21 protein-coding genes and 2 pseudogenes are annotated in these 24,729 nt (G+C 50.4%); 10 read left to right on the forward strand and 13 right to left on the reverse strand.

The genetic code is table 11. The annotated features are described in order from the left end of the window. Nucleotides 1–140: 140 nt before the first annotated feature. A pseudogene (locus HCK03_RS14815) lies at nucleotides 141–419 on the forward strand (transposase); the annotation flags it as partial. 163 nt (nucleotides 420–582) lie between these two features. Here HCK03_RS14815 and HCK03_RS14820 read toward each other — a convergent pair. Genes HCK03_RS14820 through HCK03_RS14830 form a run of 3 tightly spaced genes read right to left on the reverse strand, consistent with a single transcriptional unit; the run spans nucleotide 583 to nucleotide 3,157 of the window. Beyond that, nucleotides 583–1,428 carry a pirin family protein gene (locus HCK03_RS14820; RefSeq protein WP_041145313.1) on the reverse strand — a complete coding sequence of 282 codons (846 nt, stop codon included), beginning with the start codon at nucleotides 1,426–1,428 and terminating at the stop codon, nucleotides 583–585. Nucleotides 1,429–1,442: 14 nt separating this feature from the next. Beyond that, nucleotides 1,443–2,495: an Atu2307/SP_0267 family LLM class monooxygenase gene (locus HCK03_RS14825; RefSeq protein ID WP_041145312.1), complete on the reverse strand. Its 1,053-nt coding sequence runs from the start codon at nucleotides 2,493–2,495 to the stop codon at nucleotides 1,443–1,445. Between the two features lie 47 nt (nucleotides 2,496–2,542). Further along, complete coding sequence (locus tag HCK03_RS14830; protein WP_041145311.1) at nucleotides 2,543–3,157, reverse strand: FMN-dependent NADH-azoreductase; 615 nt, start codon at nucleotides 3,155–3,157, stop codon at nucleotides 2,543–2,545. Between the two features lie 137 nt (nucleotides 3,158–3,294). On the opposite strand from HCK03_RS14830, the gene HCK03_RS14835 reads away from it, so the two are divergent. Beyond that, entirely contained in the window at nucleotides 3,295–4,203 is a 909-nt protein-coding gene (locus HCK03_RS14835; RefSeq protein ID WP_041145310.1) for a LysR family transcriptional regulator, read from the forward strand. A gap of 269 nt (nucleotides 4,204–4,472) precedes the next feature. Here HCK03_RS14835 and HCK03_RS14840 read toward each other — a convergent pair whose 3' ends face one another. The 5 genes and pseudogenes from HCK03_RS14840 to HCK03_RS14860 all read right to left on the reverse strand — a co-directional run bounded on the left by HCK03_RS14840 (nucleotide 4,473) and on the right by HCK03_RS14860 (nucleotide 9,947). Continuing rightward, nucleotides 4,473–5,255 (reverse strand): DUF2971 domain-containing protein, encoded by a 783-nt coding sequence (locus HCK03_RS14840; protein WP_041145309.1) that lies wholly within the window; start codon nucleotides 5,253–5,255, stop codon nucleotides 4,473–4,475. 287 nt (nucleotides 5,256–5,542) lie between these two features. Then, nucleotides 5,543–7,744, reverse strand: coding sequence for a family 16 glycosylhydrolase (locus tag HCK03_RS14845; RefSeq protein WP_052474506.1), 2,202 nt, complete (start codon nucleotides 7,742–7,744; stop codon nucleotides 5,543–5,545). A gap of 15 nt (nucleotides 7,745–7,759) precedes the next feature. Beyond that, nucleotides 7,760–8,566 carry a glycosyltransferase family 32 protein gene (locus HCK03_RS14850; protein ID WP_167691813.1) on the reverse strand — a complete coding sequence of 269 codons (807 nt, stop codon included), beginning with the start codon at nucleotides 8,564–8,566 and terminating at the stop codon, nucleotides 7,760–7,762. 276 nt (nucleotides 8,567–8,842) lie between these two features. Further along, nucleotides 8,843–9,075 (reverse strand): annotated as a pseudogene (locus HCK03_RS14855) (DUF4113 domain-containing protein); the annotation flags it as partial. Next, nucleotides 9,066–9,947 (reverse strand): LysR family transcriptional regulator, encoded by an 882-nt coding sequence (locus HCK03_RS14860; RefSeq protein WP_206110924.1) that lies wholly within the window; start codon nucleotides 9,945–9,947, stop codon nucleotides 9,066–9,068. The pseudogene HCK03_RS14855 and the gene HCK03_RS14860, both read right to left, overlap by 10 nt. 102 nt (nucleotides 9,948–10,049) lie before the next feature. Between HCK03_RS14860 and HCK03_RS14865 the strand changes: the two genes are divergently transcribed. After that, the gene (locus HCK03_RS14865) at nucleotides 10,050–11,063 is read left to right on the forward strand and encodes an aldo/keto reductase (protein ID WP_167691814.1); all 1,014 of its coding nucleotides are present in this window, start codon (nucleotides 10,050–10,052) and stop codon (nucleotides 11,061–11,063) included. Between the two features lie 530 nt (nucleotides 11,064–11,593). On the opposite strand, the gene HCK03_RS14870 is transcribed toward HCK03_RS14865, so the two are convergent. Further along, nucleotides 11,594–12,187: a TetR/AcrR family transcriptional regulator gene (locus HCK03_RS14870; protein WP_041145306.1), complete on the reverse strand. Its 594-nt coding sequence runs from the start codon at nucleotides 12,185–12,187 to the stop codon at nucleotides 11,594–11,596. 141 nt (nucleotides 12,188–12,328) lie between these two features. Here HCK03_RS14870 and HCK03_RS14875 point away from each other — a divergent pair, with 141 nt between their 5' ends. The 3 genes from HCK03_RS14875 to HCK03_RS14885 are packed head-to-tail and all read left to right on the forward strand — an operon-like array spanning nucleotide 12,329 to nucleotide 15,204. Further along, on the forward strand, nucleotides 12,329–13,384 hold the full coding sequence (locus HCK03_RS14875; RefSeq protein ID WP_167691815.1) for a sugar phosphate isomerase/epimerase family protein: 1,056 nt from the start codon (nucleotides 12,329–12,331) through the stop codon (nucleotides 13,382–13,384). Between the two features lie 25 nt (nucleotides 13,385–13,409). Continuing rightward, nucleotides 13,410–14,306, forward strand: coding sequence for an alpha/beta fold hydrolase (locus tag HCK03_RS14880; RefSeq protein WP_167691816.1), 897 nt, complete (start codon nucleotides 13,410–13,412; stop codon nucleotides 14,304–14,306). After that, on the forward strand, nucleotides 14,296–15,204 hold the full coding sequence (locus tag HCK03_RS14885) for an alpha/beta hydrolase (RefSeq protein WP_167691817.1): 909 nt from the start codon (nucleotides 14,296–14,298) through the stop codon (nucleotides 15,202–15,204). The genes HCK03_RS14880 and HCK03_RS14885 overlap by 11 nt, the downstream gene beginning before the upstream one ends. Before the next feature lie 77 nt (nucleotides 15,205–15,281). Here the strand turns inward: HCK03_RS14885 and HCK03_RS14890 are convergent, their stop codons facing one another. Together HCK03_RS14890 and HCK03_RS14895 are read right to left on the reverse strand one after the other, a co-directional pair. Beyond that, on the reverse strand, nucleotides 15,282–15,773 hold the full coding sequence (locus tag HCK03_RS14890) for a GNAT family N-acetyltransferase (RefSeq protein ID WP_143716831.1): 492 nt from the start codon (nucleotides 15,771–15,773) through the stop codon (nucleotides 15,282–15,284). A gap of 134 nt (nucleotides 15,774–15,907) precedes the next feature. Next, nucleotides 15,908–16,453 carry a cysteine hydrolase family protein gene (locus tag HCK03_RS14895; RefSeq protein WP_167691818.1) on the reverse strand — a complete coding sequence of 182 codons (546 nt, stop codon included), beginning with the start codon at nucleotides 16,451–16,453 and terminating at the stop codon, nucleotides 15,908–15,910. Nucleotides 16,454–16,916: 463 nt separating this feature from the next. Between HCK03_RS14895 and HCK03_RS14900 the strand changes: the two genes are divergently transcribed. Beyond that, the gene (locus tag HCK03_RS14900; protein WP_167691819.1) at nucleotides 16,917–17,813 is read left to right on the forward strand and encodes an ATP-grasp fold amidoligase family protein; all 897 of its coding nucleotides are present in this window, start codon (nucleotides 16,917–16,919) and stop codon (nucleotides 17,811–17,813) included. A gap of 26 nt (nucleotides 17,814–17,839) precedes the next feature. Here the strand turns inward: HCK03_RS14900 and HCK03_RS14905 are convergent, their stop codons facing one another. Both HCK03_RS14905 and HCK03_RS14910 read right to left on the reverse strand, forming a co-directional pair. Continuing rightward, entirely contained in the window at nucleotides 17,840–18,922 is a 1,083-nt protein-coding gene (locus HCK03_RS14905; RefSeq protein ID WP_167692450.1) for an ATP-binding protein, read from the reverse strand. An 8-nt stretch (nucleotides 18,923–18,930) separates the two neighbouring features. Then, the gene (locus HCK03_RS14910; protein WP_041145299.1) at nucleotides 18,931–19,635 is read right to left on the reverse strand and encodes a response regulator; all 705 of its coding nucleotides are present in this window, start codon (nucleotides 19,633–19,635) and stop codon (nucleotides 18,931–18,933) included. Nucleotides 19,636–20,018: 383 nt separating this feature from the next. On the opposite strand from HCK03_RS14910, the gene crrC reads away from it, so the two are divergent. The 3 genes from crrC (at nucleotide 20,019) to HCK03_RS14925 (ending at nucleotide 24,714) form a co-directional block, all read left to right on the forward strand. Continuing rightward, nucleotides 20,019–20,417, forward strand: a complete 399-nt coding sequence (gene crrC, locus HCK03_RS14915) for a colistin resistant protein CrrC (RefSeq protein WP_167691820.1) — start codon at nucleotides 20,019–20,021, stop codon at nucleotides 20,415–20,417. A gap of 246 nt (nucleotides 20,418–20,663) precedes the next feature. Further along, a complete protein-coding gene (locus HCK03_RS14920) occupies nucleotides 20,664–21,578 on the forward strand; it encodes an ABC transporter six-transmembrane domain-containing protein (protein ID WP_141334653.1) in 915 nt (304 codons plus the stop codon). 40 nt (nucleotides 21,579–21,618) lie between these two features. Then, entirely contained in the window at nucleotides 21,619–24,714 is a 3,096-nt protein-coding gene (locus HCK03_RS14925; protein WP_167691821.1) for a multidrug efflux RND transporter permease subunit, read from the forward strand. Nucleotides 24,715–24,729 lie beyond the last annotated feature (15 nt).

The following is a 24,729-nucleotide window of genomic DNA, read 5'->3' on the forward strand; positions in this document are numbered from 1 at the left end:
GGCCGGGATATTAATCACACCAGATAATGAAAGTTGACGCTTCATACCGTACGGTAAGCATAGCAGCAATGACCCGCTCCCCGTTGATTAACACACTGTGATGTTAGTAATGCCTTCATAAGTCACATGAGGACGTCCCCATGAAGAAGCGTTTTTCCGACGAACAGCTCATCAGTATTCTCCGCGAGGCCGAAGCCGGAGTTTCTGCCCGTGAGCACGCCATTTCAGATGCCACGTTTTACACATGGCATAAGAAGCATGGCGGTATGGAGGTGCCTGAGGTTAAGCGCCTGAAGTCGCTTGAGGAAGAGAACGCCAGACTCAAGAAGCTGCTTGCTGAAGCCATGCTGGATAAGGAGACGCTTCAGGTGTTTTTTGGAAGGCTTTTCGGATCCGCCAGCAGACGTGGAAGGGCCATAGGAACCTCCCAGTACGTTTTAGGATCAACCAGTATAACCCGGGCGACATCCCGTAACTGATAAGCAATCTGATGCCCTGCGGCACCGCCGCCAATGATGACGACAGTTTTCTCTAGTATGAGAACGGACTGACATGATTTTTTCCTTCATTTCGGCGAGAGTTTCAGCGCGATGTAAGCGCACTGTATACCGGGCTGTTGCGAATTGAGGCGATTGTTCGTTCGCCTTCAGCCAGTGAAGCGGCCGTTGTATGGACAGAGGAGGTCCCTCGGATAAGTGGATACGGATGCCCGGCCGCTGAGCCGATCACAAATTCGGCCTCTCCATGAGCCATGATATTGATGGCTCCATTACCTTCTGCGAAAATTGCCAGCTCACGTTCGAGCAGGGTATCCCCGGTCTCCAGCTCGCCGGCGTTAGTTGCCAGCCATGCGATGTCATGATCTGTCTGTGGCTGATAAGTCCACCGTTCACCATCAGCAAGTCGTACATGCAGATAAGTCATTGATGATGGTGGAGGAACAGGACTCGTCCTGCCATTGTAATGTCCCAGTAATACACGGGCCGGGCCATCGTGCTCGAAGCGATCGGCTTCGAAATAAAGGCTTTCCGCCGGTGCCAGTTCCAGTTCAGGTGGTAAAGCCACCCAGAGCTGAAAACCTCGCATGACGCTACCCGGCGATGGCTCGCCTGCATGCCAGACACCAGAGCCTGCGCGCATCCACTCAACTGATCCATCCGACATGGAGCCCTGTTTTCCTGTGGTATCTCCGTAAGTCATACTGCCTTCAAAGAAGGCAGTCAGAGTGGCTATACCTGAATGCGGGTGAGGAATGAAACCGCGGGTATTTGTTGGAGTGAACTCAAACATATCCAGAAAAATGAACGGCTTGATATATTCTCCCAGATCGCTCGGGCTCAGTAATCGTGTAATGGGTCCTGAGCGATGGCCCGGCGTACGGTAGGCAATGGCGCGACTCACCCCCCTGCTCTCCAGATAATTGGTCATGGCAAAATTCTCCTTCAATATACAATTCTGGCTGTGTGCGATGTTTCACGAAGGGCCGGAGCCACTTCATATCCAATAAGTTTGATTGAACGAGCCATTACCTCAGATCCTGCACTGGCAGCACTCATCTGAAATGACAGCCGGTCAATCCCTCCCAGTGATGTGGACATCGCCCGGGCTTTGGCTATTACGGTGGCTGGGTCGCCAACGAGGAATGCACCTTCAGGGCTACAGGATGCATCAAATTGCGCACGCGTCACGGGCCCCCATCCCCGCTCTTTGCCCACTCGTGAGAATGCATGCAGCCAGCCCGGGTAGAATGCGTCTTTGGCTGCATCCGTTGTGTCGGACACAAAACCGGTAACATGCAGTCCCACCTTTAGCTGTTCGTGCTGGTAACCGGCCCGAATACCGGCCTGGCGGTAGAGGTCAACTAACGGCCGGAAACGAGCCACATCGCCGCCGATAATCGCCACCATCAGAGGCAACCCCGCAGTGCCGGCCCGGATGAAGGACTGTGGTGTCCCGCCAACACCAACCCAGACCGGCAGCGAATTCTGCAGTGGTCGGGGATAGACGCCCTGGCCCGTAAGCGCCGGACGGTAACGACCTGACCATGTGACATGCGTTTCCTTGACCAGTTGCTGCAGCAGTCCGAGCTTCTCTGTAAATAAAGCGTCATAGTCATCCCGGGAGTGACCGAACAGCGGATAAGCTTCGGCAAAAGACCCGCGTCCAACGGTGATTTCAGCACGGCCCTGTGAGAGCAAATCCAGCGTGGAAAAATCCTGAAACAGCCTGACCGGATCAGCCGTACTGAGAACAGATACCGCACTGGTTAATCTGATCTTTTTCGTACGGGCGGCCGCGGCTGCAAGGATGACAGCAGGGGATGCATCGGCAAAATCAGGACGGTGATGCTCACCGACTCCAAACACATCGATACCGGACTCATCGGCAAGTGCGATTTCTTCCAGCAACGCCGCGAGACGTTGTGCCGGATCCGGTATGCGTCCGCTGCCGGCCTCAGGTAATAATGAGGCGAAACTGTTTATACCTGTCTCCATCAAGAAACTCCTGATCGTCGGTTTATTTCTCTAATCCCGGCAACAGGTCAGATAACCCTTGTTTCAACAGAGTTCTTCGCGCTGGCGAGTGCAGTTGCCCTGGATTCATCTCCCAGAGCAAGCCCTTCCGCACGAATAACAGTGATATCTGTGAGTCCGATGAAATTAAGCGCAGCGGTAAGCAACGTTTCCTGATGGTCTAGATGGGCTAACGGACTGGTACCGCTGTAGACACCACCGCGGGTTGAAGCGACATACACTTTTTTACCTGCAGGAAGTAGTCCCTCCGGACCATTCGCGGTGTAATGGAATGTCCGCCCCGCGACAAGTACACGGTCAAGCCACGCTTTTAGTTGGCCAGGAATAGAAAAGTTGTACATCGGAACGCCAATAATAATGATATCCGCTGAGAACAACTCATCGATGTAGGTGCCGCCAAGAACAATGTCATTCCCTAACGATTCTGAAGACGGTGCATTTCCCTGAAACACAGCCAGATGGGCGGGGCTCAGGTGCTGTAATTCATCGTCAACCAGATCGCGACGCAGAAGTGTGGCTCCAGGGTTTAATTTCACTTCTTTAGCGACGATTTCAGCTGTCAGGCTGCGACTGGCAGAGTTGCTGCCAAGGATGCTCGAGTCGATATGCAGAATAGTGGTCATAATAAATCTCCAGGGATTGGACTGCGGTCATTGTGAAAAAGTAGTGCCGCCACAATAATTGCACCTCCAGATGCATCTGAATAGACGCTATAATCTTATGGATACCATCTGATAATTCGATACATGTGTGAGGGCTTATGCTTGACGGAATATCACTCGACCAGTTACGAACATTTGTTGCCGCGGTCGATGAAGGAAGTTTTTCGGCCGCTGCACGTCGCCTTGGCCGGGCTCAGTCAGCAGCCAGTGAGCTTGTGCGTGGGCTTGAGCTGCAATTGGGCGTCACCTTATTTGATCGTTCCGGGCGTTATCCACTGCTGACACCTGCAGGCTCTGCATTGCTTGTCAGTGCGCGAAAAGCCGTTTCTATTGTGGATGCAATGAAATCGCGGGCAAAAGGTATGGCGGCCGGGATGGAACCTGAACTGGCTGTGGTTGTGGATGTTTTTTTTCCCATTGATGCCCTGGCGGGAGTCGCTAAAGAGTTTCGTCAACAGTTTCCGGCAGTACCGCTCCATGTGTACGTAGAAGCTCTTGGTGCTACGTTCCAGCCCGTTCTGGACAGACGAGCCACTGTGGGTATTGTTGGTTTCCTGCCGCTGGCGCCCCCCGGAATCATCACTGAACCCTTAGTGAATATTCCTTTTGCAATGGTCGCAGCGGCAGAGCACCCGCTGGCGGCGTATCCAGGCCCTATCCCGCAAAGTGAACTCGCAAAGCATGTTCAACTGGTACTGACTGACCGTTCTGAACATTCAAAAGGTCGCGATTTTGGCGTAATGTCTCCCGATACATGGAAACTCGCTGACCTGTTTGCCAAACGCGCATTCCTCCTTAACGGACTGGGATGGGGAGGTATGCCTCTCCACGCCGTGCAAGCCGATCTGGACAGTGGTCGCCTTGTGCGTCTGTCCATTGAGGAAGAACCTCAGGGTGGCGTCAGTATGTTGATGTCAGCGGTGTATCGTGTGGATAATCCGCCGGGGCCGGCAGGGCGCTGGCTTATCGACCGAATTCAGGCCTGTTCCAGCCACAGGCAGCTATGATAGTCACGAATATCGTTATGCTGGCCATTGTGGCCAACAACTCCGGAGTTTGAGCGAAAAGTCATCAGCTTAATGAATGGCGCTATGAAAAGGGGAACCGGGAAAAAACCTCAGAGTAGTAGTCATAATTCCCCCTCCCAGACGGTAGCACCATCAAGAAGTAGCAAGAAACTTTTGTGACTAGCAGTCTGACGCATCAGGCTATGTAATTAAAGTCCGCTGCGTGCCAGGAGCGGCCATTGTCGACATGGTATTCGCCACGGATAATCTCAATCGCCTATGTGGTTACGTTCCATCGCTCTTAAAACCTTCGCTACAGAATCAAATACATCCATTCTCTGCATATCATGCGGGTATTTGGTGTATTCATAACCTTCTATGGCGAGATCCCATGTACTTTTCTTAAATTCACACTGATATAACTGCACTGTTTTGTTTAAAATCAATGTCTCTAATATATTGTTATTTTTGATAATTTCATCAAATCCCTTATTGTTTATCCCGATATAAATACCTGTTACCGATTTTAGATCAATAATTTTATCAATTAAAACAGTGCCTTCCTTATGTAATGATTCTGTCTTCTTTATTATTCTGATTTCTTCTTCATATTGCCAATGCGATGATTTAGTAAGTAATAATTTACTAATTATATCAGTATCATAGATGTTTTCTTGACTGATTTTTAGTTTGCTTTTTATTCGGCTACCTAAATAAACAACATCACCTTTCGGAGCTGTAATCAGGCATTTTGCTTCATCATCGAATCCTGCTTTCTCAGTATCGATTGCTACAACAAAACCCTGATGCTTATCAGCATAATGTGACCACATCAATACGTTGAGTGGATTTTTAGAAAGGCATAAGCAGGCAAGGCTTTGATTGATCTCATACCTCATAGTTAATGATTCAATTGATTCATCATCAAGTGCATATCCATAACTTTCGAAAGGATCATTAAACTCACTGTGAGGGGTGAATTTTATAGAGATGTACCCATCCTTGAAGAATCGATCTAATGATGCATTGTCTATGTATTTGTACAAAATCATAAAATAATCAGAATAATTTATAGGTGTTATCAGTGTACAGCCTTTCGACAAGGTAGGTGAAGAGATCCTCTGTCATGTGAATTAGGTTACCCGAAAGCGAACTTCCGCTCCTAGCTCTCAGAGGACAGAGGACAGAGGACAGAGGACAGTCCGTCCGCATCGAGCTGCTATGTGCCATGAGCGGACATTATTGCCAACCAAATTATCTAGAAGAATAGCTCCTAAGGCACTGATAGCCTCTACATATCTACCAGCAGCTTACTAAGATTTATTTTTCACTCAAATGACTAACCAGCTACCACTGACTGTTCGTCTAATTTTGGATTATTAATATCCATTGTTGCATCAATACATATTTTCCTAACATAAGTGATACCTGGTAAAGAGCGTGTGTGAAGACGCCCTGCCAATTCTTTTGAACGAGTTGGCCACATGTTAGCATGAAGGGTCATGGGCAAATGAGGTATAGGCGTAGGCCCCCAAATTCCCCTCCGATAAACCATAACTCCATCCACAAACCATTTAATCTCATCAGGTCCCCATTCAATCATGTAATCATGAAACTCTTCTGAAGCATCAAACCCTAAAGGAATAAAGTTTGGTGTGCCACGATACCCATAATCAAATTTTGCTCCTTCATCACCAGGATTATAAAAAACATTGATCAGCATATGGTCAGGCCTATTCCCAACAAACTCAATATCGATTTCTTGACGAGGCGAATCTCTATGTAAAAAGAAGCCAGTTACTATCCCTGGGATTTTTGCCGCCCGTAAGGATACCTCGAATCTACCATATAGAAATTTCATCCTACTTGAAATCGCGGCGGCACTAAACTCTCTAACTCCTAACTGTTCCGCTTTGACAACAAAATCTAATCCACTAATATCATTTTGAATCACATTTTGAGGTCGAAACAGCCCAAGATTCCCAGGAAAAGTATCATCGCGAACCTCCCAATATTCATTGTTAATATTTTGCAGTGAATCAATGATGGAGAAGTTAACAAGGTCTTTTTTAATTCGCTTCGGATCGGGCTTTATAAAAAAACCATTGCCTGACAAATTTTTTCTTTCTAATACCCAAGGGGAATTGTCATGCGTCATGCTAATGTCTGAATCATTAAATTTTTCTTTGACGTTATCTTCTATAATCTGCCTGGAAACAATATCATCTATTTCTGGATACATTGAGATGGGCGGAGGGCATTGAAGGTATTCACATATAACCTTCCATTTGTTTTTTTCACCTAAAGGCAGTATCACACAGTCAGTATCACTAAGATCTTTAATTATATTGGAGGTCACCTCATCGATTTTCATTGAATCACTAATGGTAACTATAAATTTTGCTTGTGGATATTCTTTTTTTAATAAAACGACATTCCTACTGAGGCACCCGACATTTACATAAGCGTTGAATTTACCCCCTCCTGAATTATCCAATAGTTTTTTTAAGTCTTCATCGGGAAGTCGATCAATATCACTGCAACACTTATAACCAAGCATGGATAGTGCCATACCCAAAGAAGAAATGCCTGAACCGTTTGCGCCAAATGAAAAAACAGGCCAATATACTGGAAGCTCATTAAAGTTTGAAGCTTTTTCATTGTCAATAATGCCAACCTTCACTAGGGTAGGTAATATTGAATAGGAATTGGATGAGTTAAAATCCAATCTCTGCGCAATGATCGATTTATGCACTGCTCTCACATCGAGTTTTTCATATTGATGATTTATCCATAAGTCAATTGGTCCATAGGTTGGTAGGAGTGAGAGAATTTTATTTGCTCCTTTTTTAGATAATACATATCCTGAAAAATACCATAATCCTCGTTCTGGTTTAAATATATGTTCAGAAATTATTTTCTTTTTCGCACCATTCATAACCTCTTTAAACGACAAATATAAGATATCAAACTTAGGTGAAGATCTATCACCCTGAATCATTTCAAACCAAGCGGCATCTAATATTTTGGCGAAATCTCTTTCGAAATACACGTCATCTTCAAGAACTAAAGCATACTCATCAGGGCCTTCTGCAATTAGTCTGATAACATTTATGTGCGATAATGCTACAGCAATTTCTGCCTTGCTCATTTTTATTGGTACATCGAGATCAAATTTATCAGGTAAAATTCTTGGTTGAGGATCAACATATAATTGGTCTGCTAAAGTATAATAAGGGATAACTTCTTCCTCATTGAAGGTATCTGACATTTCCCTAGCATTTATAGCGGAGAATCTGGTTAATTGCCCAGTTAATTTTTTATTGGATTTATCTCGTACTTTATCCAACTCTTTATTTAAATCTAGCCATCTGACTGTTTCACGATCTAAGTTTATAGCGTAAATCCTACTGATACCCTCCCCGCTTTGATCTAAAGTGTTAAATGTTGATGATTTTTGTGCTGGGAAAAATAACCGAGAGCGTAAATAAAAAGAGTAAATAAAACGGTTAATGCCTTTTAGATGTTTATTAATATTCATAAGTAAAGGTTCCTTTTAATTCATCATGCGCCAATTTCTATAATCAGATCTATATTCTAATTCCCACTTGGTTTCTGCAATTTTTTCCCAGTTTGATATAACCGTGATTTGGGATGGTAAATCTATTTCTTCACGGCATGAAAATATAATTTTAGATAAATTACCTGGGCCAGTTATTGACTGAATGTCTGTAGGAGGGAGGCTTGACTTATTAAGTAAGCATGTTGATTGCTCCAGTGCTTTATCAACTATAATATGATGAGGCGGAGCAATTAACGGATTGTTATTGAAATAAAAAATCCAAGATTCTTCATAAGTGTTTCCCTCAGTGAATATCTCTGGGGGAATCATAGAGTCGGTTGTTATATCGTAGCATAGAGGTTGTATTTTTAATTTATCATCAGTAAAAAAAACATTTATATCACTACCTAGATAAACATCATCAGTATCAACATAACCCCCCCCATTTACCGAGATGTAACATAATCGAAAATAATCTGATTGCATAGCAGGATGAGTGCATTTGGCAAAAGCTTCGCTGTGTGTTTTGTCTAAATTATGCTCAATGAATTTTTTAGCACTTACACAGTCATATAAATAATATTCATACCCAAAAGACTCTAGAACATTCCATGATTTCATGCAATGTCTGACATCATTAGGGATATTATTGGCTGAGTCCCAAAACTGAATGATTTTTTTTGGTATAGTGCATGAAGAAATGGGGGGTGGGTAAATCTCGCCAACAGGCTGTTGAATAAGTTTTCTGATAAACTCCGAACGCTGTTGATAGTTCTCTTCTTTAGCTTCATCTGATTCCATCATAGGTTCCTTCAAAAAACTAATGTTTAAAAAAGATAAAATATAAGGACGAAAACAAGTAATTAACTATAGTATTCTAAACCAGCGTGGATTTTTATCAATGTGAACTTTTACTTTAATGAGACATATTTTTATAATGTATTTTGCCAAAGCTCGTATGCCAGCCAGAACTCAATTTGATAAGAAAACCAGTCTTGGATAGCGCAAAGATCATAGTCCGCTCCTCGCTCTAAGCAGACTTTAATAGCTGCAAAACCCCTAATGTTAATGGCTGAATCACCTGACTTTGAATCGGTCACAGAACCTCGTAGTATGGCGCGGTGATGGCATTTCTCGCTTCATCTGCCATGCGGTCTGGATTCCCTGCCCTGCAAAATACAGCATCCCCCTGCCGTCCTTCGCGTTGAGATGGTCGCCGCGGCGATTACATCCCGGCAGTCCTGGGTCGGGGTCAGTATTTTCACTGATGCACTATTGCCGTAATACGGCTCGTGCACCGTCACTTCCGAATAAAATCCACGAAGGCCCGCAGCGGCATCGGCAGATGCCTTCGCCCGGAGTAGTAGAGAAAAAAACAACCCGCTGGCGCGCTAAAGGCATCCAGTAAAACCGACAACCTGCCTGCGGCCAGGTCCTCGCGGACCATCGCCTCGTAGACGTACGCAATACCCGCTCCGTCACGGGCGGTCTGGATCATCAGCTCGTCGTCGTCTAAAACCAGCGGGCCGCTGGCTTCGATGATCAACGGCCTGCCCTCAGACTGGAATTCCCAGCAATAGCGTTGACCGCCCGGGAAGCGACGGGAAATGCAGGCATGAGCGAGCAGTTCGCCAGGCGTTTGCGGTACGCCGCGTAAGGCCAGGTAGGACGGTGCCGCAACGCACACGAAACGCTGTGGCTCCCCGACCGGCACGGCTACCATATCCCCGGCCAGGCTCTCGCCAAAGCGAATACCTGCGTCGAATCCATCATCCACGATGTCGACCATGCCGTCGTCGGTCACAATCTCAAGCTGCACGCGCGTATACTTCGCCACGAAACTGGCCAGGATTGGCGCCAGCACCAGCTTTGCCGCCGGACGCGGTACATTCAGGCGCAGCGTACCCACGGGCTCAGCCTGTAAGGCCGTTATATCCACCAGCGCGTCGGCGACATCCCTGAGTGCGGGAGTTAGCCGCGCCAGCAGGCGCAGACCTGCCTCGGTCGGCGTTACGCTGCGCGTGGTGCGGTGGAGCAAACGCACGCCCAGCCGTTCTTCCAGACCGCGCAGAGCGTGGCTTAAAGCTGAGGCGGATACACCTCTCTCGGCTGCAGCCTTACGGAAGCTCCGGTGGCGCGCCACCGCGGCAAAAGCGTCAAGTTCATGCAAATTGATTGTCATATTAATGAATATTATTCAGTAGTTCATCAAGGATACCACGGCTTATCGCTTACTCCATACCGTGTGACACTGTTGTTTTCTAATAGGCAGGAAGGTTTAAGCATGAAACAGCAACGACTTGGTTGTGCCGATTTCACGATATCGCCCATTGGCCTGGGCACCTGGGCGATCGCTGGATCGGGCTGGGAATTTGGCTGGGGGGAACAGAATGACGCTGAAAGCCTGGCGGCACTGGAATATGCGGTGGAACGCGGCGTCAACTGGATCGACACCGCTGCGGTCTACGGTCTGGGCCATGCCGAGGAAATTGTCGGCAAGCTCCTGCGCCGCGTGCCTCCCTCACGTCGCCCGCTGGTATTTACGAAGGGTAGCCTGGTCTGGGATCGAACGAGCCGGCAGATTTCTCACTCGCTGTCTCCGGAGTCGCTGGAACGGGAGATTGACGACAGTCTGCGTCGCCTGCAGATCGAGACCATCGATCTGTATCAGATCCACTGGCCAGCGTTCCCTTCAGGTGGCCCGGACGAAGGCATTGAGGCGGCCCTTACGGTGCTTGCCAGGGCTCGTGAAAAGGGCAAGATTCGCGCTATCGGCGTATCCAACTTTGACGTGGCTCAGCTCAGGCGTGCCAGGATGGTAACGGAGATCGCCTCGCTGCAGCCACCCTACTCGGCGCTTATGCGCGATGCTGAATCCAATATCCTGCCGTTCTGCGAGCAGACCGGCACCGGCGTCATAGCCTATTCCACACTGCAATCGGGTCTGCTTACCGGTGCGATGACCCGCGAACGCATCGCCGCCCTGCCCGACGACGACTGGCGTAAAACCCGCAGTTCGGACTTCAAGGAGCCACGCCTGACCAGGAACCTGAATCTGGTCGAATCCTTCCGCCGTATCGGGCAACGCCACGGGCTGACTCCTGCAGCGGTAGCGATCGCCTGGGTACTTCGTCATCCGGCAGTGAGCGGGGCAATTGTCGGCGTACGCCAGCCAGCGCAGGTTGATGGGCTGCTGGGCGCCGCGAACTTAATCCTGAGTGCGGCCGAGCTGGTCGAGATCGCGATGTCGCTGCCTGAAGGCTCGGGCACCAACGTCCCCGAGGCTGCGGCCTCCTGAAAGGCGATTTGTTATACCGCCATCTCACTCTCCCCCCGGCATTGAGGTAAACGCTGAGGTAAATCTTAAATCCTTTACCGGGCGGGAGTTTTAATATTTCGGCCATATCTTAAATGGTAAAATTCGCGCCGGTTGTAGACCCCCTATGACCAAGGTCCGCCCTTGTGCTCTGGCACAGGGATCCCGGGCGGGCCACCTCATCACGCCCCGGCATCGAACCGGCATGCCGTGCGAAATGTAACCGGGACGGTCAACGTGCACCGTCGCATGCGAAGCGCAACAAATAGCCGCCCCCTGGCCTGTGTCAACCCAATGATCTGGCAGTTGCCTGCCGCGGCTTCAATAAGCATGGTTCATCGCGCTGATAGCCTCATGCGTTATCAACTGGAAGCTGTCGGCCCATATTAAGAAGCTGAGCCGCCCTGCTTAACCGCATCGTAACCGGCACGCCATCGGTACTTGTCGAGCCGCAGCGACGTGAGGAAAAATTTGCCGCAGGCGGGCTTCACGTCGTTGCCAGCGAAAATCCATTAATCCGCATGCGGTAGCGCGGTCAGCGCCACGTTAACTGCCGCCAGCAGCCGCGATTGCGCAACGCCGTCGCGAGCCTGAACCGACAGCCCGTGCAAAAAGGCGGCGAAATAATCACCCAGGCCGTCAGCGTCGGTCGCGGCTGGCAGCTCGCCGCTTTGCACCGCCTGCCGCAGACGGTCGATAATCTGCTGCGTGCGCTGAAGACGATGCTGGGCCAGCCAGGTTTTGATGTCGTCATTGTCCGCGCTGACGCTGGCCGCGGAGGCGACCACCATACACCCCTGCGGCAGATCCGGCTGGCAGTACAGATGCACAGCATCCATCAGCAGCGTTTCAATTGCCTGGCGCACGCTGTTCCCGGCGGCAAAGGCGCGATCCGCGAAGCCCCCTTCCCGCTGTTCATAATCCGCAATTGCTTCCCGAAAAAGCTGTTCTTTTGAACCGAACGCCTTGTAAATACGCGCGGAGGCGATACCCAATTCGGCCACCAAATCCGACATTGACGTCCCTTCATAGCCCTGTCGCCAGAATAGATTGCGCGCTTTCAAAAGCGCCAGCTCACGATCGAATTCGCGCGGTCTGCCTGCCATTACGTTGCTCCAGTTTGCCCGATATTGAGTGCGACAGGATCGCTTAAATCATTGAGATTACCAACGCATTTATAATTTTCGCTTGCGGTTATCCGTTTTTACTCCTATTGTTTGTCAATCGACAAACAATAGGAGTTTACGATGAGAACCCTCAAAGGTCCATCCCTGCACCTCGCTCAGTTCAGCGACGAGGTTGCCCCGTTCAACAGCTTACCTGCGATTGCCCGGTGGGCCGCGGAAACCGGCTTTAAGGCATTGCAGATCCCGGCATGGGATCGGCGTCTCTTCGACGTGGCCACCGCGGCGGAAAGTCAGACCTACTGCGACGATGTTACCGGCATGCTGGCGGAACACGGCCTGGTAGTCAGCGAACTGACCAGCCATATTTTCGGCCAGCTGATGGCGGTACATCCGGCCTACGACAGCTTATGCGACAGTTTTGCGCCGCCCGAAGTGCACGGCAATCCGCAGGCCCGCGGCGAGTGGGCCCGACAACAGCTGCTGATGGCCGTCAAAGCCTCCGCACGCCTTGGCCTCAGCGAACTGGGTACGTTTTCCGGCTCGCTGGCCTGGCCGTATCTCTTTCCCTTCCCGCAGCGTCCGGCCGGGCTTATCGAAACCGCTTTCGACGAGCTCGCCAGACGCTGGCTACCGGTGCTCAACGCCTGCGAGGATTGGGGGATTAATCTGTGCTATGAAATCCACCCCAGCGAAGATCTTCATGATGGCGTGACGTTCGAAATGTTCCACCAGCGGGTGGGCGAACATCCCCGCTGTCGGGTGCTTTTTGACCCCAGCCACATGGTGCTACAGCAGCTCAACTACCTGGAGTTTATTGATATTTATAAGGACGTGATCGGGATGTTCCACGTTAAAGACGCCGAGTTTAATCCCACCGGTCGTCAGGGGATCTACGGCGGCTATCAATCATGGATCGATCGCGCGGGCCGCTTCCGCTCACTGGGTGACGGTCAGGTTGATTTCAAAGCCATTTTCGCAAAGCTTGCGCAATACGATTATGCCGGCTGGGCAACGCTGGAGTGGGAATGCTGCCTGAAGAATCCGCTGGACGGTGCCCGTGAGGGGGCGGAGTTCATCCACAGCCACATCATTCACATCACCGATAAAGTATTCGACGACTTCGCCGGCGCGCCGGTAAATCCTGATCAAATCAAAAAATTACTCGGCATTTTCTAGGCCAGAACATTTCAAGGAACCCCTCATGGAACAACAATACGACGAGATCCTCTACGCGGATCTTGAGGCGCAGCACGTCTATCCGAAGGTTAATGGGCAGCGCATCCACTGCGTCGTGGCGGGAAAAGGGCAGCCGGTACTGCTAATACCCGGCTGGCCCCAGACCTGGTATACCTGGCGCTACGTCCTCCGCGCGCTTGCCGACGCCGGTTTTCAGGCGATCGCGGTTGACCCGCCCGGCATCGGCGATTCCGATAAGCCTCTCGGCGGTTACGACACCGGCAGCGTTGGCGCCGTGCTGCACGCGGTCATGGCGCAGCTGGGGCATCAGCGCTACAGCCTGGTGGGCCACGATATTGGCATGTGGATTGGCTACGCCATGGCGAGCGATTTTCCGCAGGCAGTTGAGCGACTGGTGCTGACGGAAGCGGTGATCCCGGGGCTGGCCCCTGCCCCGTCGATTTTTGTCGCGCCGGAGGAGAATATTTTTCTTTGGCACTTCATGTTTAATCAGCTGGCTGATTTACCGGAAACCCTGACCTACGGCCGTGAATCACAGTATCTCAGCTATATATTCAACCGCTGGTCTCATCGCCGCGATCGGGTAGCCGCGGAGGTTTATATCGCCGCTTATTCAACTCCGGGCGGGCTGCGCGCGGGCTTCGATTACTATCGAGCGATCCCGGAGACCATTCGGCAGAACCAGCGCCGGGCGAAAACGCCCTTAACGATGCCGGTGCTGACGGTGGGAGCTGAATATGCAACGGGTGATGCGCCGCTGACGACCCTGCGCGGAAATGCCCACGATCTGCGCGGCGAGACGGTGGCCGACTGCGGCCATTTTATTACCGAAGAGCATCATGAGGCGTTTATCGGCCTGATCGTCCCCTTTCTGTCAGAGGAAACTCACTATGCCGCTTGATCCGCATATTGCCGACTTTCTCGCCGCGTCGTCGCCAGCGGATGCCCCGCCGCCCGCCACGCTGGCCGAGATGCGCGCGGCCACGGAAGCCGGTTTGCTTCAGCTCCAGGGGGAGATGGAAACCAACGGTGGCTACAAAGACTATGTCGCTACCGCTGATGATGGTCACGGTATTGCCCTTCGCGTCTATACGCCAGCCGGCTTAAACGCAGAAGTCGCGCGGCCGGCGATGCTGTTTGCTCACGGTGGCGGCTGGTGTCTGGGATCGCTGGCGCTGTACGATCGGCCCTGCCAGGCGCTGGCCAATGCTACCGGGCGGGTAATCGTGTCCGTGGATTACCGACTGGCGCCGGAGCATCCGTTTCCACGACCGTTAGAGGATGTTTACCAGGCGCTATGCTGGGTCTACGAGCAGGCGCCGCGTTTAGGTATCGACAGCCGCCGCCTGGCGGTGGGCGGCGATAGCGCCGGCGGGAACCTTGCCGCGGCGACCGCGCTGCTGGCACGGGATCGCGGCGGCCCACGCATTGAGCATCAGCTGCTGCTGTATCCGGCGTTAAGTCGCGATATGGCAACCGAGAGCTATCGCGCGTTCGCTGAGGGCTACTATTTAACGCGCGATGCGATGACGTTTTGCTGGCACAGCTATCTGGGAGAGCGTCGCCATCCTTACGCCGAACCGCTAAACGCGGCTTCACTGTGCGGTTTGCCGCCGGCAACCATCCTGAGCTGCGAATACGATCCGCTGCGCGATGAGGCCGAAGGATATGCGCTTCGGCTTGAGGAGGCCGGGGTGGCGGTACGCTGCGAACGACTGCCGGGCATGGTGCACGCCTGTATCCATATGTCAGGGTTGACCCCGGCGGCGCGTCGGCTGTTTGAACTGGCACGCAGCTAAGCAAGCCTGACGGCACGTCCCCGACGCCTTTTATCAACGATGGCCCGGTTCAGCCAGGCAGCTATTGGTGATAAAAATCAGGGACGTGCCGCTTGCAGCCCAACCTCCGCTCTCCCCGCAGCCAATACCTTCGAGAAGCAGACCGCCTCTTCTCGGCCGATATAGGGGCCGTAGTTTTCAATCCGCGCGTAACCATTTTTCTCATAAAAACGAACCGCCCGCTGGTTAACTCGCCGGGTCTCAAGCCAAAGCTCGCGATATCCCATACCCTTTGCCGATGTCTCCAGCAAAGCGAGTAAGGCGTGACCAATACCATGAGCGCTGCGGTCGGAATACATCCTTTTCAGCTCGGCAATATCCTGCGTTAAGGGCCGGATCGCGCCGCATCCTACGGCATCACCGCGCGTATTTCTTGCCAGAACCCAGAGCGTTCGCTCCCCGTCCATTGCGTCAACGGTGAAATGGCTCTTGCCACTGTCGCCGGTGATCGCGGCAAGTTCAGCGGACAAAGACTCGATCAAACCACAGGATTCGGGCGAAAATGGATCCGCTTTCTCTACTGTTATCATGGGAATAGGTCCTTTATCAAAGCGTTGGTCAGCATAGAGGATGCTGGCCTGGGGTCGATAATAATAAATCCCGAAGGCAGCCTTGCCGGCTGCCTCGATGGACGCTGCGCGCGATGTCCTGACGTATACGGCACTCACCTGTCAGAATCAAAGTTCCAGTCAACAGCGGTCGAAAGCGTGACAAACGGGCCCGCCAGCGTTCTGTTGTGGTGACCAATAATTTCGTTTGCCGATAAATGCGGGTTATCCATTGTGGTATGCGCATCCGCAATCAGCACGGTGCTGAAGCCCAGCTCCGGCGCTGCCCGGCAGGTAGTGTCGACGCAAAACTCTGTTTTCATTCCGGCGATAACCAGCTGCTTGACGCCTCTGTGGCTGAGCTGAAGCTGCAGTTCGGTATCGCGAAAACAGCTGGGATGCTTTTTAGTCAAAACGATGTCCCGCTCGGCGTCCACGTCGAGTTCGGGTATCAGCTTTGTTAGCGGGCCGTGCTCTGAGAAGGGGGAATCGTCAGGCCCAATGTGGCGAACAAAAAAGACCGGCACCTGAGCACGCCTCGCTTTGGCTATGAGCAGACGGATATTTGACAGAACCGCGTCTGCACAATGTGGAGCAGCCGGGCCCCGGAAGAGTCCCTCCTGCATATCGATAACGATTAGCGCTTGTTCAGATGAAATCATGATGTGTCTCCATTCAAAATGTGATGAACGGAGAGCCGTGCCTCCCCGTCCGGACTGGCGGGGAGTGGGTATCTGTTTTGTCAGGAGCCAGCCACAGATACGCTCACACCGCCGCAGGTTGCGGTGGTGGTTGTGGTACGCGTCGTTGCTGGCTGAACTGACTGAATCATTTTCCGACCTTTACGTATTCGTTGCGCAGCGATAACCAGAAATAGCAGGCATCACTCAAAAGTACTCTCATCTTATAGCACCGCTTAAATACCAAATTCAAGAGAGGAGCACGGCCCTACCCGCCCTCTTTTTTCGCTCTGTGCCGACCTGCGCCCGACCTGGACCCCAGGCGGATACTATTCGATTTAAAGATATCGTTAACCCTGGCCCATCGCTCCACGTTCCCTCCATAATCTGAGCAATATAAATCAATCATCCCCCGCCAGAATGTTCATTCTACTCAGGGGGAACCATGAACAAACTCAATTACTCGCTTAAATATATCGAATATTTACTCAGAAAAAGCAGAGTCTTTTTTACCACAGATCTTTACTATCATACTGCCGCGCTGACTAAAGCTTCAGGAAACGCATCAAACCTAAGAAACCCAGTGACGCTGAATGAGAAAATTTGTCATCGAATGATATTTGACCGCAACGCATTTTATACCTTACTGGCTGATAAGCTGGCGGTGAGAGAGTATGTAAATTCAAGAACCGAGTTGGTTAAAACCATCCCTTTAATTGGTGTCTACAACAGAGCCGATGATATCGATTTTAACAAGCTGCCTGAAAAATTCGTTTTAAAATGTAACCATGATAGCGGTAGCGCGGTAATTTGTACGGACAGAGAAAAGTTCAACCCGGTTAACGCGCTAAAAAAACTACAGCTGGCACTTAAAAAGAACATGTATTACACCACCAGAGAATGGCAATATAAGAACATCGCTCCCGTCATTCTCTGTGAAAAATTTATCGACTTATTTTCCGACAAGGATATAAGCAACACCCCAGAAATGTTAAGAATACATTGTTTTCACGGCGTGGCTTGTTTTGTCGAGGCGGATTTCACTAATGAAAACGGCAACGAATTCATTAATGTATATGACAGATCGTGGAATTTGCAGCCATTTCAGATGGAATACCCAAATACGCCAGACGCCGTAGCGGAACCAAAGTCATTTCATAACGCCATCACCGCCGCTCAGGAACTGGCCAAAGAAATTGACTATTGCCGCGTTGACCTGATGTTGCAAGGCGATGAGGTCTATTTCAGTGAAATCACATTAAGCCCAAAACGAGGCAAACTTAAAATCACTCCGGCGCTGTGGGATGCTAAGCTAGGAGAAATGTGGCAATTACCCATCTAAAATAAGGCTCAACGGAGCCTTATTTATCAGTAGGTTTTTTCAACCTTCGCAGCGGGCCATGATAGCGTAAACACTGAGTGATTATCGCCTGTTAACGTATAGCTAACGTCACCTCCGTGCGCCAGCATAATAGCCTTAACGACCGATAGCCCTAATCCACATCCATCAGGGTTAACGCTTCTTGCATATTCGCCACGCTGAAAAGGTTGGAATAAATATTTCTGTAGCTCTTGCGGGATCCCTGGCCCCTTATCCTGCACCAGGATAAAATTATTTTCCCCTGAGACACCATTTTTCAAAATTAACGTTCGTGATGTTGAATATTTCAATGCATTATCAAAGAGAACCGTCAGGCACTGAATAATCCGCAACGGATCGCAGATACAGTGCTGCTCTTTGAGCTCAGTTAAAATAGTAAACTGCTCTCGTCGAAACTCCGGTAAAAAGATATCAAGGGCGCTGGTCATGGTGGCGGAAAGATCGACCTTCTTGAGCGTAAGAGTATACCCGGCGCCGCCGGAGGAGCTGACAACCCGCAGGTCTTCGATCAGATTAGTTAACCCTTCCGTTTGCTTAAGCAGGTTTCTGAACAGTACCGGTTCGGGCTGAAACACCCCGTCAACCAGACCCTGAAGCCTTCCTCGCAGAATCGTCACCGGCGTTCTGAGCTCATGAGCGATCGCCGCATTCCATAAATTCCGCTGAACATCCAGGGTCTGCAGTTTTTGCGCCATTTCATTAAAATCATTCACCAGATTATTCATCTCCCCCAGCTGATAGCGGGTGCAAGATGCCCGTGCATCAAGGTTTCCCTGGGAAATTTGTTTCAGGCTGGAGGCGACAGCGTTTAGCGGAGTCAGTATTCTTGACGACAGCTTAATGGTAAAGAACAGGGAAACGACAAGACTGGTTACCGAAGCCATCGCTATCCACATCCAGTCCTGCATGGTCATAACATCTTCATTACCTGCGGCTGTCCCTCCCGGCAGATAGTCGATCAAAAAGCTGTAAAATAAATAAGACCCCACTACGGCGATAGCAATAATAGTGAAGGTGAGTGACAGCATATACGTCAATATTTGCCGACTCAGAATCGTTTCTTTATTCATTTCTTTATTCATTTATTTTCACCCAAGCGGTAACCCAGACCTCGAACGCTTTCAGGGATCCCCTTGAGGCCCGCTAGTTCGAGCTTTTTCCGCAGCTTACTCATGTGGCTATCTACCGTGCGATCGAGGGTATCACCTTCCGGCAGGCAGGCATCAAGCAGCTCTTCGCGGGAGCACACCTTTCTGGGATACCTTGCCAGATAGGTCAGGAGTTTGAATTCAGTTGTGGTTAACACCGGGGTGACGGACCGATCCCCTACGGTAATTTCAATAAAGAAATCATCCGGGTAGATTGTCATAAATGGCGTTCTTAAGGGCCTTGAATTCACCAGTTCGGTATTCTGCCTGGTTCGCCGGAGCACCGCTTCGACTCTCGCGATAACTTCAGAGGGATTAAACGGTTTTATCACATAGTCATCAGCTCCCAGCCTCAGGCCCATCAGCTTATCGACGTCCTGATCCAGGGCGGTGACCATGATGACCGGTACATTGCTCTCTCTGCGCAAGGTCGTCAGGACGCTCCAGCCATCATACACGGGCAGATGGATGTCCAGTAAAATGAGATCTGGCTTATGTAAACGATTCAGGTTCAGGGCCTGCTCGCCATCGGCAGCCCTGAGCGCCCTCATTCCCGCCCGATGCAAATAGCTTGTAAGTATGTCGGCAATTTCATCATCGTCTTCGACGACAACGATCAGATTATTGTTGTTCATTTTATCTCCTGCCCGTACGGATCATCGCTATTATTTTACGCTGAAAAGCTGGCCTGTCGTTATTAATTTACCCGCACTGAAGAGACTCATCGCAGGGGAATAAATGGCGCATAATTTAGCTGTCCGATAACGACGTGACCATCAGACCATCGGGTTGTAAAAAAGTTGCAACGGCAATTAATTTTTACGGCGGTGCAAAAATACCCGCAGGGAAAGTGTCAGACGACCTGTCCATACTCGCTACACAATTCAGATATAAATGCTCAACATTGTCATGCAACACTCGGCCATCAATAGCCATTGCTGAATATGATTCCGCTCATAACAGCAATTCTCGATAATACAATCGAACGGTCATAGACTACTTCATTATGGTAATGAGCATGCATATTATAAAAAACGTCTACCCCCAAAAAATTATCGATTCTATTTTATTCATTCTAACATCATGGGGGATGTTGTATGCCTGGCTGTTTCTGATGCATCATGTCGAAGAGAGAGTCGCTACCACAATACTATCATCACCGTTCATTTATGTCTGCATAGCCGTATCGGTCCTGTTGTTCCTCAAGCAAAAACAGGCGGGGGCGTTTAAAGATCTCTCGATCGTGACGTTCTGGCTTGCAGTGATATTTATTTATAGCGCTGTGGTTTTTAATCTGCTTTTGAACATAATGCCGGAAATCGCTGATATCGTATTTTATTATGAGTTTTTCCTGGTGATATTCTTCTGTGGCTCACCCATGTTTTTACTTATCCGGTTGATCTCAGCCACGCATTAACATGAGTACTCCTGACAGCTCAACCCGGCGTAAAAGCAGTATCGAGGAAAAGCCCGACATTATTTGCCTCCACACTGTCTCCATAAACATCTCATACAGGGTCAATATCAGCCTCGTAGAATCAGCATGGTGCTCAATCTTACCCGGGCTGTAACCGGGATTTTGAGCCAAAAAACGCAACCATTTTGGGCCGGTGATGCCCATGACAGAACGGATGCGCTTTCAGGCGCACAAGAAGAAATAACGATGATTTATAAAGATACCGCGCATCCACCAGCCCCTTCCGAGGTGGGTAACTCACTTAAAATCCTGGCAATCCGCCACAGAAAAAAACTGTTCGTCACTTTTTTTCTTGTCTTTGCCGAAAATATCGCCTTTCTGCTCTACCCCGTAGCGGCGGGTATCGCGATAAATGCCATTCTTGCCGGACAGACGGTCAGCGCGGCCATATATGGCCTGATGGTTCTGTTTATGTGGTTAATCGGCGCGGCAAGACGCAGTATCGATACGCGTACCTTTGCCAGGATCTACGCCAGGCTTGCCGTGTCGGTGGTGGTCTCCCAGCGAAAATACTCGCTTAATCATTCGACCATTGCCGCCCGCGTGACGCTCTCGCGCGAGTTTGTTGATTTCTTTGAAATGCATCTCCCTCTGCTTATCACGTCGGTCATTTCACTTTTCGGCGCGGCAATAATGCTGTTATTGATTGAGTTCTGGGCAGGGGTTATCTGTTTGGTCATTGTGGCAATCCTGATGTGTTTTGTGTCCGGATATGCAGATAAAAATGAGTCGTTATACCGACGCCTGAACAATCGTCTGGAAAAAGAGGTCGAATATGTTCACAAGGCGGTGCCGCTGGCGCTGAGCAGGCATTATTCCATCCTTGCGCGCCTCCGTATCGCATTATCAGACAGGGAAGCGTGGGGATATTTAGCCATTGGTATCCTGATATCTTTACTTTTTACCATAACCATCATCTGGATGACGCTAACACCGGGCACCAATGCCGGCCATATTTATTCCGTGATGACCTATATGTGGATGTTTGCGACGAGCCTTGACGACGCGCCGCAGCTCCTTGAGAAATTCTCACAGCTCAGGGATATCGGCAAACGAGTCACGGCGGATGATGAGGTTCGTGTATCAAACGAATCGTTTTGATTTTCCTGAACGTTATATTTGTTGACTGGAAGTTTATCTGATGCCGCATTTTTTTATTGACCGTCCCATTTTCGCCTGGGTGGTCGCCCTGTTTATTGTTCTGAGCGGAATACTGTCGATCCCGCGCCTGCCGGTAGCGCAATATCCGGCTGTCGCTCCGCCGGGTATTATTATCTCGGTCAGCTACCCCGGCGCCAGCCCGGATGTAATGAACACCTCTGTCGTTTCGCTTATCGAACGCGAGATTTCGGCTGTGGATAATTTACTCTATTTTGAATCCTCAAGTGATACCACCGGCATGGCTTCAATTACGGTCACCTTCAAGCCGGGAACCGATATCAAGCTCGCTCAGATGGACCTGCAAAACCAGATTAAGATCGTGGAGGCGCGTCTACCGCAGGCGGTGAGACAAAACGGCATCAACGTTGAGGCGGCTAATTCCGGATTCCTGATGATGGTGGGATTAAAATCCCAAAGCGGAGCATATGAGGAAGCAGATTTAAGTGATTATTTCGCCAGAAATGTCACCGATGAACTGCGACGCGTGCCGGGTGTTGGGAAAGTGCAGTTATTTGGCGGGGAAAAGGCCCTTCGCATATGGCTGGACCCAATGAAATTACACAGCTATGGGCTTTCCGTCACGGACGTATTAACCGCACTCAGTCAACAAAACGTGATTGTTTCGCCCGGCAGAACGGGAGATGAGCCTGCCGTTCCCGGCCAGGGCGTCACCTACCCGATTAACGTCAGAGGACAGCTCTCTACGGTTGAGGAATTTCGCAATATCACGATTAAATCGGAGGTCTCAGGCGCGCGCCTGAAATTATCTGATATTGCCCGCGTAGAGTCCGGGTTACAAAGCTATGCATTTGGCATTCGTGAGAATGGCGTTCCGGCAACGGCAGCGGCTATTCAGCTCTCGCCGGGAGCAAATGCTATCAGCACGGCATCGGGTATTCGCGCGCGGCTGACGGAGTTGTCAGCCGTGCTTCCTGAAGGAATGGAGTTTACGGTTCCTTTTGACACCGCGCCTTTTGTTAAGCTTTCAATTATGAAAGTTGTGCAGACCTTTGCCGAAGCGATGGTGCTGGTCTTCCTCGTGATGCTGCTTTTTCTGCATAAAATCCGCTGCACTATTATTCCCGCCATCGTGGCCCCTGTGGCTTTGCTGGGAACCTTTACGGTGATGTTATTAAGCGGCTATTCGATCAACATACTGACCATGTTTGGCATGGTGCTGGCGATCGGTATTATCGTCGATGATGCGATCGTTGTGGTGGAGAACGTCGAACGTTTGATGGAGGAAAAAGGGCTCTCCCCCAGGGAGGCCACACGAGAAGCTATGGATGAAATCACCCCGGCAATTATTGGCATTACGCTGGTACTGACCGCGGTATTTATTCCTATGGGTTTTGCCAGCGGATCCGTCGGAATTATTTACCGACAATTCTGCATTTCTATGGCGGTGTCCATTTTATTATCGGCATTTCTGGCGCTGACGCTCACCCCTGCCCTCTGCGCAACGCTACTCAAGCCGCACAGCGATGATCAAAGTAAAAAAAGATCCTTTTCCACGTGGTTCAACGCGCGTTTTAATCGCCTCAGCGCCTTTTACGAATCCGGACTGGGATTTGTTCTGAAGCGGAGCGGACGCATGATGATGCTCTATACCGCGCTATGCTTTGCGCTGTATGCCGGACTCTCGTCATTGCCTTCGTCATTTTTACCGGATGAAGATCAGGGCTACTTTATGTCGTCAATCCAGCTTCCAGCCGACGCGACGATGCAGCGAACGCTTAAGGTGGTGCAAAAATTTGAGGATGAAATCGCCACTCAGCAGGCCGTTGAAAGCAACATTATGATCCTCGGATTTGGCTTTTCAGGCTCAGGCCAGAACTCGGCCATGGCGTTCACCACCCTGAAGGACTGGAAAAAACGCGTGGGCACGACCGCGCAGGATCAGGCTGACTCTATTCAGTCCACAATGGAAAACGTGCCTGATGCGGTAACGATGAGTCTGCTTCCCCCGGCGATTTCCGATATGGGGACATCATCCGGATTTACCTATTATTTGCAGGACCGGGCCGGTAAGGGCTATCAGGCACTCAAAAAGGCGGCGGACGGTCTCGTGCAGCACGCGAATCAAAGTCATCAGCTGTCAGACGTCTATATCGATGGGCTCCCCGAAGGCACCAGCCTTACTCTCGACGTGGACAGAGAAAAGGCGGAAGCGATGGGCGTGTCGTTTGACGAAATTAATCAAACGATTTCTGTCGCCACAGGTTCGAATTATGTCAATGATTACACCAACAAGGGCCGGGTTCAGCAGGTAATTGTCCAGGCCGATGCGCCGCACCGTATGCAGCCGGAGCAATTATTAGCCCTATCGGTCAAGAACCGTTCGGGGCAGATGCTGCCTTTAGCCACCTTTGTGACGCTATCCTGGAACGTCGCCCCGCAGCAGCTGAGCCGCTATCAGGGGTATCCTGCCATACGCATTACCGGCAGCGCCGCCGCAGGGCAATCCACAGGTAACGCCATGAAGGCAATGGAGGCGCTGTCGCAACAGCTGCCGTCAGGTTTCGCAGGAGAATGGGCGGGAAGTTCATTGCAGGAAAAAGAGTCCGCATCGCAGTTACCTGGGCTAATTGTGCTCTCGGTGTTGGTCGTATTTATGGTCCTGGCGGCGCTGTATGAAAGCTGGTCTGTTCCATTCGCGGTTATGCTTGTTGTTCCCCTGGGCCTGCTCGGCGCGGTTATCGCCGTTACCGCGGTCAATATGACCAACGACGTCTTCTTCAAGGTAGGCCTGATAACCCTTATTGGACTTTCCGCCAAGAATGCAATCCTGATTATTGAATTTGCCAGACAATTAATGAGTCAGGGTATGGGTTTGCTCGAAGCAACGCTGATCGCGTCGAAGCAGCGTTTACGCCCGATCCTCATGACATCGCTGGCTTTTACATTAGGCGTCGTACCCTTGATGCTTGCCAGAGGGGCGAGTGACAGCACCCAGCATGCAATAGGAACGGGCGTGTTCGGGGGCATGATTAGCGGAACTTTACTGGCTATCTTCTTTGTTCCCGTATTTTTCGTCGTCATTACGCGGTTTATTAAAACCCGTAAAAAAGTCTAACCCCAGCCCGCTCTC

It is taken from the genome of Klebsiella terrigena (assembly GCF_012029655.1).
GTDB lineage: Bacteria > Pseudomonadota > Gammaproteobacteria > Enterobacterales > Enterobacteriaceae > Klebsiella > Klebsiella terrigena.

What these genes read in the sequence shown, in the direction of transcription:
- HCK03_RS14820 (WP_041145313.1), bottom strand. Translation starts at nt 1,428, where the DNA reads ATGACCAATTATCTGGAGAGCAGGGGGGTGAGTCGCGCCATTGCCTAC.
- HCK03_RS14825 (WP_041145312.1), bottom strand. Translation starts at nt 2,495, where the DNA reads ATGGAGACAGGTATAAACAGTTTCGCCTCATTATTACCTGAGGCCGGC.
- HCK03_RS14830 (WP_041145311.1), bottom strand. Translation starts at nt 3,157, where the DNA reads ATGACCACTATTCTGCATATCGACTCGAGCATCCTTGGCAGCAACTCT.
- HCK03_RS14835 (WP_041145310.1), top strand. Translation starts at nt 3,295, where the DNA reads ATGCTTGACGGAATATCACTCGACCAGTTACGAACATTTGTTGCCGCG.
- HCK03_RS14840 (WP_041145309.1), bottom strand. Translation starts at nt 5,255, where the DNA reads ATGATTTTGTACAAATACATAGACAATGCATCATTAGATCGATTCTTC.
- HCK03_RS14845 (WP_052474506.1), bottom strand. Translation starts at nt 7,744, where the DNA reads ATGAATATTAATAAACATCTAAAAGGCATTAACCGTTTTATTTACTCT.
- HCK03_RS14850 (WP_167691813.1), bottom strand. Translation starts at nt 8,566, where the DNA reads ATGGAATCAGATGAAGCTAAAGAAGAGAACTATCAACAGCGTTCGGAG.
- HCK03_RS14860 (WP_206110924.1), bottom strand. Translation starts at nt 9,947, where the DNA reads ATGACAATCAATTTGCATGAACTTGACGCTTTTGCCGCGGTGGCGCGC.
- HCK03_RS14865 (WP_167691814.1), top strand. Translation starts at nt 10,050, where the DNA reads ATGAAACAGCAACGACTTGGTTGTGCCGATTTCACGATATCGCCCATT.
- HCK03_RS14870 (WP_041145306.1), bottom strand. Translation starts at nt 12,187, where the DNA reads ATGGCAGGCAGACCGCGCGAATTCGATCGTGAGCTGGCGCTTTTGAAA.
- HCK03_RS14875 (WP_167691815.1), top strand. Translation starts at nt 12,329, where the DNA reads ATGAGAACCCTCAAAGGTCCATCCCTGCACCTCGCTCAGTTCAGCGAC.
- HCK03_RS14880 (WP_167691816.1), top strand. Translation starts at nt 13,410, where the DNA reads ATGGAACAACAATACGACGAGATCCTCTACGCGGATCTTGAGGCGCAG.
- HCK03_RS14885 (WP_167691817.1), top strand. Translation starts at nt 14,296, where the DNA reads ATGCCGCTTGATCCGCATATTGCCGACTTTCTCGCCGCGTCGTCGCCA.
- HCK03_RS14890 (WP_143716831.1), bottom strand. Translation starts at nt 15,773, where the DNA reads ATGATAACAGTAGAGAAAGCGGATCCATTTTCGCCCGAATCCTGTGGT.
- HCK03_RS14895 (WP_167691818.1), bottom strand. Translation starts at nt 16,453, where the DNA reads ATGATTTCATCTGAACAAGCGCTAATCGTTATCGATATGCAGGAGGGA.
- HCK03_RS14900 (WP_167691819.1), top strand. Translation starts at nt 16,917, where the DNA reads ATGAACAAACTCAATTACTCGCTTAAATATATCGAATATTTACTCAGA.
- HCK03_RS14905 (WP_167692450.1), bottom strand. Translation starts at nt 18,922, where the DNA reads ATGAATAAAGAAACGATTCTGAGTCGGCAAATATTGACGTATATGCTG.
- HCK03_RS14910 (WP_041145299.1), bottom strand. Translation starts at nt 19,635, where the DNA reads ATGAACAACAATAATCTGATCGTTGTCGTCGAAGACGATGATGAAATT.
- crrC (WP_167691820.1), top strand. Translation starts at nt 20,019, where the DNA reads ATGCATATTATAAAAAACGTCTACCCCCAAAAAATTATCGATTCTATT.
- HCK03_RS14920 (WP_141334653.1), top strand. Translation starts at nt 20,664, where the DNA reads ATGATTTATAAAGATACCGCGCATCCACCAGCCCCTTCCGAGGTGGGT.
- HCK03_RS14925 (WP_167691821.1), top strand. Translation starts at nt 21,619, where the DNA reads ATGCCGCATTTTTTTATTGACCGTCCCATTTTCGCCTGGGTGGTCGCC.